This is a genomic window from Streptomyces sp. NPDC048664 (assembly GCF_040650555.1).
GTDB lineage: Bacteria > Actinomycetota > Actinomycetes > Streptomycetales > Streptomycetaceae > Streptomyces.
In genome coordinates, this window is record NZ_JBEZHK010000015.1 from 165,833 (window position 1) to 173,815 (window position 7,983).

The window sequence follows — 7,983 nt, forward strand, 5'->3', positions numbered from 1 at the left end:
CCCACTCTTGCATCGTTGGTGACTTCCGCAAGCCAGGCCCCGCGCGGCTCGCGGACCACGGAGTCCGGCCGCGGGTGCGCCGCCCCGGCGGGGGAGTTGACGGGCCCACAGCCGGTACGTGCCCCTCAGACGGTGCAGAGCACGCCGCACCCGGGGAGGGGGAGCACGGGCAGGCATCGCGCGACGCCCGCCGTGAAGGCCCCGCTGTTGTCGGAGTAGTAGTCGTCGTTCACCGCGAGGTAGAGCCGTCCCCGGCCCACGAGCGTGGTCGGCCCCGCCCCGATGTAGCGCCAGGGACCGTTTCCGATCCGGCCGATCAGGGAGTACGCCGGCACCCCGGGCAGCGGGAACCCCTGACCGGCCGTCGTCGCGCTGTCGCCGGCCGGTCCGAACACGGTGGGGCTGTCGGTCCTGATCGAGATCGTGCCCGTGCCCGTGACCCGGACGGCCCCGCGTGCGCACACGCCCGCCGCGTCGGGGAATCCGAGCGGACGGGCCGTCGCCGGTACCCCGACCGCCAGGGCGCGGCCCGGCAGCGGCGCCACGTGGCAGGCCACCGCCGCGGAACGCGGGGTGTCCGCCACGGCGGCGCCGGGGCCCACCATGAGCCCCAGCGCCAACGCGGCGGGAGCGCACGCCACCCGCGGCGGCCCACCGACCCCGACATCGTTCTGAGACGTACTCGTGCTCTCATCCGTGCCACAACCCGTTCCTCGTCGCCGTCGGCGGCCTGAGCGCCGCTCGGCGGCTCCCAGTAGTGCACGGGACGGGAGCGATCAGGCCCCGGGGTCCGCCCGTCCGTCCGTCAACCAGCCGAACGGCCCAGCCGCCCCGACCACCGTCCGGGGCGGTGCCGCCCGCGAACGCGGAGGCCCCCGAACGGCTCCGGCGTGGCGCACCGCGCTCGTACGCGCCTTCGGATAGCCAGGAACCGATCGGAGAAGGGTCGAGACGGACAAGGCGGCGGACGATGGACGTGAACGACGTGAACCGGCGCATCATCGGCGAGTTCCGGGAACGGGGCGGACAGGTGGGGGGCCACTTCGAGGGCGCGCGGCTGCTGCTCCTGCACACGGTGGGCCGACGGACCGGACGGGCCCGGGTCAACCCCCTGGTGTACGCGGTCGACGGCGACGGCTACCTCGTCTGCGGCTCCTCGCGCGGCGCGCACGTCGACCCCGCCTGGGTGGCGAACGCCGCCGCGATGTCCGAGGTCACCGTCGAGGTCGGTGACCGGGTCCTGCGGGCGACGCCCACCGTCGTGACGCACCCGTCGTCGAACTGGGAGCGGCTCTACGGCATCTGGTCCGCGTCCTGGCCCGACAGCGCGGAGTACGAGAGGCGGACGACCCGCAGGTTTCCCGTGCTGCGGCTGGACCCCGTCCCGGCGGACGGAACCTGACGCGGGGACGCGCGGCGGCGGGCGGTCGAGGGCTACGCGAGCTGCCGGCGCGGCCTCGGGTGCACGCGCTGCACAGCGAGGACCGCGGTGTCGTCGGCGAGCCTGCCGGAGCTGTAGTGGAGCAGCTCCCGGTGCAGGCGGTCCAGCAGGTCGACCGTGGACACCGCGCCCTGCTCGTGCACCCACCGGGCGAGCGGGAAGAAGTCGCCGTGGCGGTCACGGGCCTCCGACACGCCGTCGGTGTAGAGCAGCAGCCGGTCGCCCGAGGAGAAGGCGAAGGTGTCGACGTAGTAGTGGTCACCGATGAGCGCCGCGAGGTTCAGGGGCGGCGAGGGGTTCGTCGGCTCCAGGACCCGCACCTCCTCGTGGTGGACGAGCAGGGGCGGTGGATGACCGCAGTTGAGGATTCTGACGTAGCCACCGCCGTACGGGATCTCCGCGATGAGGGCGGTGGCGAAGTGCTCCGGCTGGTACTGGGTGAGGAACGCGGCGCTGTGGCGGGCCAGGCTGGTGTCCAGACGATGGATGATGCCCATCAGGTCGGGCTGGTCGTACGCGTTCTCCCGGAAGCAGTTGATCACCGCGGAGGCCGCCCCCACCGCCGAGAGGCCTTTGCCGCGCACGTCCCCGATCAGCAGCCGCACCCCGTAGGGGGTGTCGGCCGCCTCGTAGAAGTCGCCCCCGATCCTGGCCTGCTCCTGCGCGGCCACGTACAGCGATTCGATCTCGACGTCCTGGACCCGGCGCGGCAGCGGGCGCAGCAGGACCTGCTGGGCCGCGTCGGCGACGAGCCGGACCTGGAAGAGCGCCTCCTCCCGCTGCAGGCGCAGATGGCTCGCCCAGGCCGCGGCCAGGGTGACCGCCACGATGGCGGCCCCCGTGTAGGGCGTTCCGAGGTCGGCGTAGAAGAAGCTGAGCGCGACCATGACCAGCAGGCAGAACGCGCCCAGCGCGATCGTCGGGAGCACCGGCCACATCGCCGCGGCGAGCGCGGGCGCGGCGGGCAGCAGCCGGCTGAAGGCGATCTGCCGCGGGGTGGAGAAGGCCAGGCAGGCGATGAGGACGGTGACGATGACCGGTGACAGCAGCACGGTCGCCCGCTGGTTGCCGTAGGGAGCGTGACGGCGCTGGAGCCTGACTGACCTCATCACAAACTGCACCTTAGCCGGGCGAAGCGGTCCACGGTGCGCGGGAGTGCGCACGGTGCGACGCTGGGATGACGCGCACCCCGCGCGGCGGCGCCTGGACGCCCGGCGAACCCATGGGAGGTCGACCCGTGCATCGGACCACAGCGACCCTGCTCGCGGCGTGCGCGACCGGATGCCTCCTCGCGAGCGCGGGCGCGGCGGCGGCGGACACCGGCACCGGGCGGGGAGCGGCCTCGGTCGCCCCCTGCACGAGCGCGCGGATCACGGCCGAAGGCGCGCATCGGACGGCGTCCGGACAGGTCGTCGTGACCGTCGTCAACCGGGGGCCGGGGTCCTGCGTCCTGCGGGGCCATCCCACGGTCGCGCTCGCGGGCCAGGGCGCGCCGCAGGCGAACACACCGCTCTCCGTCGTCCGCCAAGGCACGGCGAAGCCCGTGCTGTTGGCGGTCGGAGGCCGGGCGGTCACCCGGCTCACCTTCACTCCGGTGCTGGGCGAGGCGAGCGGGTACTGCGCCTCCGGCGCCGATCCCGTCGTCGCGCCCTCGATCGTGGTGGGAGTCGCGGGCGGCGGACAGCAGCTCGCGCCCGACGACGGCGGTGAGTTCGCACTCTGCGGCCGCGACGTCGCGGCCACCGCCTTCCAGCCGGTGGGGTCGTGACCCGCCCGGACGTGTCACCTGATCGGCGGCATCGGTTTCGTTACAGAGGCCGTTGGGCCGGTCGGGTGAGCGCGCGGGGGCGCCGCGCGAGCGGCTGTCCCGCCACCCGCCGGTAAGCATGCTGCTCAGCGGTGCGCCGGGCGAGATCCGGCGGTCCACCCGAGGTCGTTTCCTTCATCTTTGACCGGTACAAGCGAGTGTTACGGAAATGTCTGTGTTGTGTAACACGGGCCCTTTCGCTGATCTCCCGCGGCGGACGCGCGCCACAGTTTCGGTCCTCGGCACCGAACCGAGGACTCGAACGGCACGCCGGCTCCCACCAGGGTGGGTGTGCACGCATGTGAGGGGACAGCTTGATGTCTGTTGCTCGTACCACGGTCCGCCTGATCGCCACCTGTGTGGCGTCGGCCGCGCTCGTAGGGGCGGCCGCGATGCCGGCCCTCGCCGACGGACACGGCCACGGCCTGGACAACCGCGACCGCGTGTCGCACTCCTACGGCGGCTACGACCACGACCGCGGCGGCGACCGCGACCTCCGCCGCTTCGGCCACTGGAACCACGGCCGGTACTACTACCGTCACCACAACCGCGACCGCTGGGGACAGTGGTGGTGGGACCTGGCTCCCCGCCACGGCTGGGACCGCTACCACCACCACTACGGCCGCTGAGCCGGAACCGTCGACTCCTCGCGAGGGGCCGAAGACCGTACCCACGGTCTTCGGCCCCTTCCCGCGTTCCGGCTCCGTGCGGACCCGGGGGCGATTCGCCGCGTTCACCGATGATCGCCCGGCTTGTGAGCCGGTCGGGCTCGGTGAGATGGGTCACGGAACGCGCAGGTCGGGCCGGTGACGCTGTCGGGCGCGACCTCGGCGTCCGTAGGATGCACGCCAGTCCGCCCACCGGCGGGCGAGGGCCGGTCGACGATGACACGGCCCGGCGGACGCCCCGTGGGGGCGGACCGCTGCCGGCCAGTGGAACGGCGGACAAAAACCCCAGCGCGCGTCCACCCACGACGCTCCACCACGGTGGCCGGCCGTTTGATCCCCGTCACACTTGTTGATGTCGCGTCGTGGCAGGGCATGAGCACCCAATGGCTGACACCGAGGCGTTCGTCGCCGGGCTGAAGGGATCCAGGATGTTCCGCAAAGTGCTGGTCGCCAACCGTGGCGAGATCGCGATTCGCGCATTCCGCGCCGGCTATGAGCTCGGCGCCCGCACGGTCGCCGTCTTTCCCCACGAGGACCGCAACTCGCTGCACCGGATGAAGGCCGACGAGGCCTACGAGATCGGTGAGCCCGGGCATCCGGTCCGCGCCTATCTCTCCGTCGAGGAGATCGTCCGCGCCGCCCGCCGGGCGGGAGCCGACGCGATCTATCCCGGATACGGCTTCCTGTCCGAGAACCCGGAGCTCGCGCGGGCCTGCGAGGAGGCGGGCATCACCTTCGTCGGGCCGAGCGCCGACATCCTCGAACTCACCGGGAACAAGGCCCGCGCGGTCGCGGCAGCCCGCGAGGCCGGGGTTCCCGTCCTCGGCTCCTCCGCCCCCTCCACGGACGTCGACGAACTCGTCCGGGCCGCCGATGACGTCGGCTTCCCCGTCTTCGTCAAGGCCGTCGCGGGCGGCGGCGGACGCGGCATGCGCCGGGTCGAGGAACCCGCCCAGCTGCGGGAGGCCATCGAGGCGGCGTCCCGTGAGGCCGCCTCGGCGTTCGGCGACCCCACCGTCTTCCTGGAGAAGGCCGTGGTCGACCCCCGCCACATCGAGGTGCAGATCCTCGCCGACGGAGCCGGCAACGTCATCCACCTGTTCGAACGCGACTGCTCGCTCCAGCGCCGCCACCAGAAGGTCATCGAGCTCGCGCCCGCCCCCAACCTCGATCCGGAGCTCCGCGACCGGATCTGCGCCGACGCCGTCCGGTTCGCCGAGCGGATCGGCTACCGCAACGCGGGCACCGTGGAGTTCCTGCTCGACCGGGACGGCAACCACGTCTTCATCGAGATGAACCCCCGCATCCAGGTCGAGCACACGGTCACCGAGGAGGTCACCGACGTCGACCTGGTCCAGTCCCAGCTGCGTATCGCCGCCGGGCAGACACTCCAGGACCTCGGCCTTCGCCAGGAGAGCGTCACCCTGCACGGCGCCGCCCTGCAGTGCCGTATCACCACCGAGGACCCGGCCAACGGCTTCCGCCCGGACACCGGCCGGATCAGCGCCTACCGGTCGCCCGGCGGTTCCGGCATCCGGCTGGACGGCGGAACGACCCACGCGGGCACCGAGATCAGCGCCCACTTCGACTCGATGCTCGTCAAACTCACCTGCCGCGGACGCGACTTCAAGACCGCTGTCGGCCGCGCCCGCCGTGCCGTGGCCGAGTTCCGCATCCGGGGCGTGTCCACGAACATCCCCTTCCTGCAGGCGGTGCTGGACGACCCGGACTTCCAGGCAGGACGGGTCACCACGTCCTTCATCGAGGAACGGCCGCAGCTGCTCACCGCACGGCAGTCCGCCGACCGCGGCACCAAGCTGCTCACCTACCTCGCCGACGTCACGGTCAACAAGCCGCACGGAGAACGCCCCGAACTCCTCGACCCGGTCACCAAGCTCCCCGCCGTCCCGGCCGGCGAGCCGCCCGCCGGTTCCCGGCAGCGGCTCGTCGAACTCGGCCCCGACGGCTTCGCCCGCCGGCTGCGCGAGTCGCCGACCATCGGCGTCACCGACACCACCTTCCGCGACGCCCACCAGTCGCTGCTCGCCACCCGCGTCCGCACCAAGGACCTGCTCGCCGCCGCCCCCGCCGTCGCCCACACGCTGCCCCAGTTGCTGTCCCTGGAGTGCTGGGGCGGGGCGACCTACGACGTCGCCCTGCGCTTCCTGGCCGAGGACCCCTGGGAACGCCTGGCGGCCCTGCGCGAGGCCGTGCCCAACATCTGCCTGCAGATGCTGCTGCGCGGCCGCAACACCGTGGGCTACACGCCCTACCCGACCGAGGTCACCGACGCGTTCGTCCAGGAGGCGGCCGCCACCGGCATCGACATCTTCCGCATCTTCGACGCGCTCAACGACATCGGCCAGATGCGGCCCGCCATCGACGCGGTGCGGGAGACCGGCACCGCAGTCGCCGAGGTCGCGCTGTGCTACACCTCCGACCTGTCCGACCCGTCCGAGCGCCTGTACACCCTGGACTACTACCTGCGCCTGGCCGAGCAGATCGTGGAGGCGGGCGCCCACGTCCTGGCGATCAAGGACATGGCCGGACTGCTGCGCGCCCCGGCCGCCGCCACCCTCGTCACCGCGCTGCGCCGCGAGTTCGACCTCCCCGTGCACCTGCACACCCACGACACCGCCGGCGGACAGCTCGCGACCTACCTCGCCGCCATCCAGGCCGGAGCGGACGCGGTGGACGGCGCGGTGGCCTCGATGGCGGGCACGACCTCGCAGCCCTCGCTCTCCGCTCTCGTCGCCGCCACCGACCACTCGGCACGACCCACGGGCCTGGACCTCCAGGCCGTCGGCGACCTGGAACCGTACTGGGAGGGCGTCCGCAGGATCTACGCGCCCTTCGAGGCCGGCCTCGCCTCGCCCACCGGGCGCGTCTACCACCACGAGATCCCCGGTGGCCAGCTCTCCAACCTGCGCACCCAGGCGGTCGCCCTGGGCCTCGGTGACCGCTTCGAGGAGATCGAGGCGATGTACGCCGCCGCCGACCGGATCCTCGGCCATCTGGTCAAGGTCACCCCGTCCTCCAAGGTGGTCGGCGACCTCGCCCTGCACCTGGTCGGCGCGGGGGTGACGCCTTCGGACTTCGAGGCGAGCCCGGACAGGTTCGACATCCCCGACTCCGTCATCGGCTTCCTGCGCGGTGAACTGGGCACCCCGCCCGGTGGCTGGCCGGAGCCGTTCCGCAGCAAGGCCCTGCAGGGCCGCGCCGAGGCCAAGCCGGTCAAGGAGCTGAGCGCCGAGGACCGTACGGGCCTGGAGAAGTCCCCGCGCTCGACGCTCAACCGGCTGCTGTTCCCCGCGCCGACGCGCGAGTTCGAGACCCACCGGCAGGACTTCGGTGACACGAGCGTGCTGGACAGCAAGGACTTCTTCTACGGGCTGCGCCCCGGGCAGGAGTACGCGGTCGACCTGGAGCCGGGTGTGCGGCTCCTGATCGAACTGCAGGCCGTCGGCGACGCGGACGAGCGGGGCATGCGCACGGTGGTGTCGACCCTGAACGGGCAGCTCAGGCCGTTGCAGGTGCGCGATCACGCGGCGGCCTCCGACGTGCCGGTGACCGAGAAGGCCGACCGCGGCGACCCCGGCCATGTGGCGGCGCCGTTCGCCGGGGTGGTGACGCTCGCGGTCGCCGAGGGCGACGAGGTGGAGGCCGGGGTCACGGTGGCGACCATCGAGGCCATGAAGATGGAGGCCGCGATCACGGCCCCGAAGAGCGGACGGGTCTCCCGGCTGGCCATCAACCGCATCCAGCAGGTGGAGGGCGGCGACCTCCTCGTGGAGATCGCGTGACCCGACGTTCCCCCGGGAGCGGGTGACGGCCGGTCGACCGTCACCCGCGGCGGGCGGGCGCAGCCCCCGCCCGTCTCCGCGGTGGTCAGCCGTGTCGCCGTCACCGCGCTCGCGGCCGGTGCCGTCACGACAGCGTCCGGTCGTGCGACGAGCTGAGTACGGCGACGGCCGCCCGACCGTGTGTCGGGCGGGCGTGCGGCCGGGGGACCGCGAGGGCCGGCGCGGGGCCCCCGCGGGGGGGGGGGTGGGACGCAAGACTGAAGA

General features: G+C 72.8%; 6 protein-coding genes. 4 read left to right on the plus strand and 2 right to left on the minus strand.

Going from position 1 to position 7,983, the window contains the following annotated elements; all coding sequences use genetic code 11:
* Nucleotides 1–125: 125 nt before the first annotated feature.
* Nucleotides 126–641: a hypothetical protein gene (locus AB0C59_RS18655; RefSeq protein WP_363005781.1), complete on the minus strand. Its 516-nt coding sequence runs from the start codon at nt 639–641 to the stop codon at nt 126–128.
* Between the two features lie 329 nt (nt 642–970).
* Between AB0C59_RS18655 and AB0C59_RS18660 the strand changes: the two genes are divergently transcribed.
* Nucleotides 971–1,402, plus strand: a complete 432-nt coding sequence (locus AB0C59_RS18660) for a nitroreductase/quinone reductase family protein (RefSeq protein ID WP_363005783.1) — start codon at nt 971–973, stop codon at nt 1,400–1,402.
* 32 nt (nt 1,403–1,434) lie between these two features.
* On the opposite strand, the gene AB0C59_RS18665 is transcribed toward AB0C59_RS18660, so the two are convergent.
* Nucleotides 1,435–2,550 (minus strand): PP2C family protein-serine/threonine phosphatase, encoded by a 1,116-nt coding sequence (locus tag AB0C59_RS18665; RefSeq protein ID WP_363005785.1) that lies wholly within the window; start codon nt 2,548–2,550, stop codon nt 1,435–1,437.
* A gap of 128 nt (nt 2,551–2,678) precedes the next feature.
* On the opposite strand from AB0C59_RS18665, the gene AB0C59_RS18670 reads away from it, so the two are divergent.
* The 3 genes from AB0C59_RS18670 (at nt 2,679) to AB0C59_RS18680 (ending at nt 7,719) form a co-directional block, all read left to right on the plus strand.
* Nucleotides 2,679–3,209 carry a DUF4232 domain-containing protein gene (locus AB0C59_RS18670; protein WP_363005787.1) on the plus strand — a complete coding sequence of 177 codons (531 nt, stop codon included), beginning with the start codon at nt 2,679–2,681 and terminating at the stop codon, nt 3,207–3,209.
* Nucleotides 3,210–3,565: 356 nt separating this feature from the next.
* Nucleotides 3,566–3,877 carry a hypothetical protein gene (locus AB0C59_RS18675; protein ID WP_363005789.1) on the plus strand — a complete coding sequence of 104 codons (312 nt, stop codon included), beginning with the start codon at nt 3,566–3,568 and terminating at the stop codon, nt 3,875–3,877.
* Nucleotides 3,878–4,344: 467 nt separating this feature from the next.
* Nucleotides 4,345–7,719, plus strand: a complete 3,375-nt coding sequence (locus tag AB0C59_RS18680) for a pyruvate carboxylase (RefSeq protein ID WP_363005809.1) — start codon at nt 4,345–4,347, stop codon at nt 7,717–7,719.
* Nucleotides 7,720–7,983 lie beyond the last annotated feature (264 nt).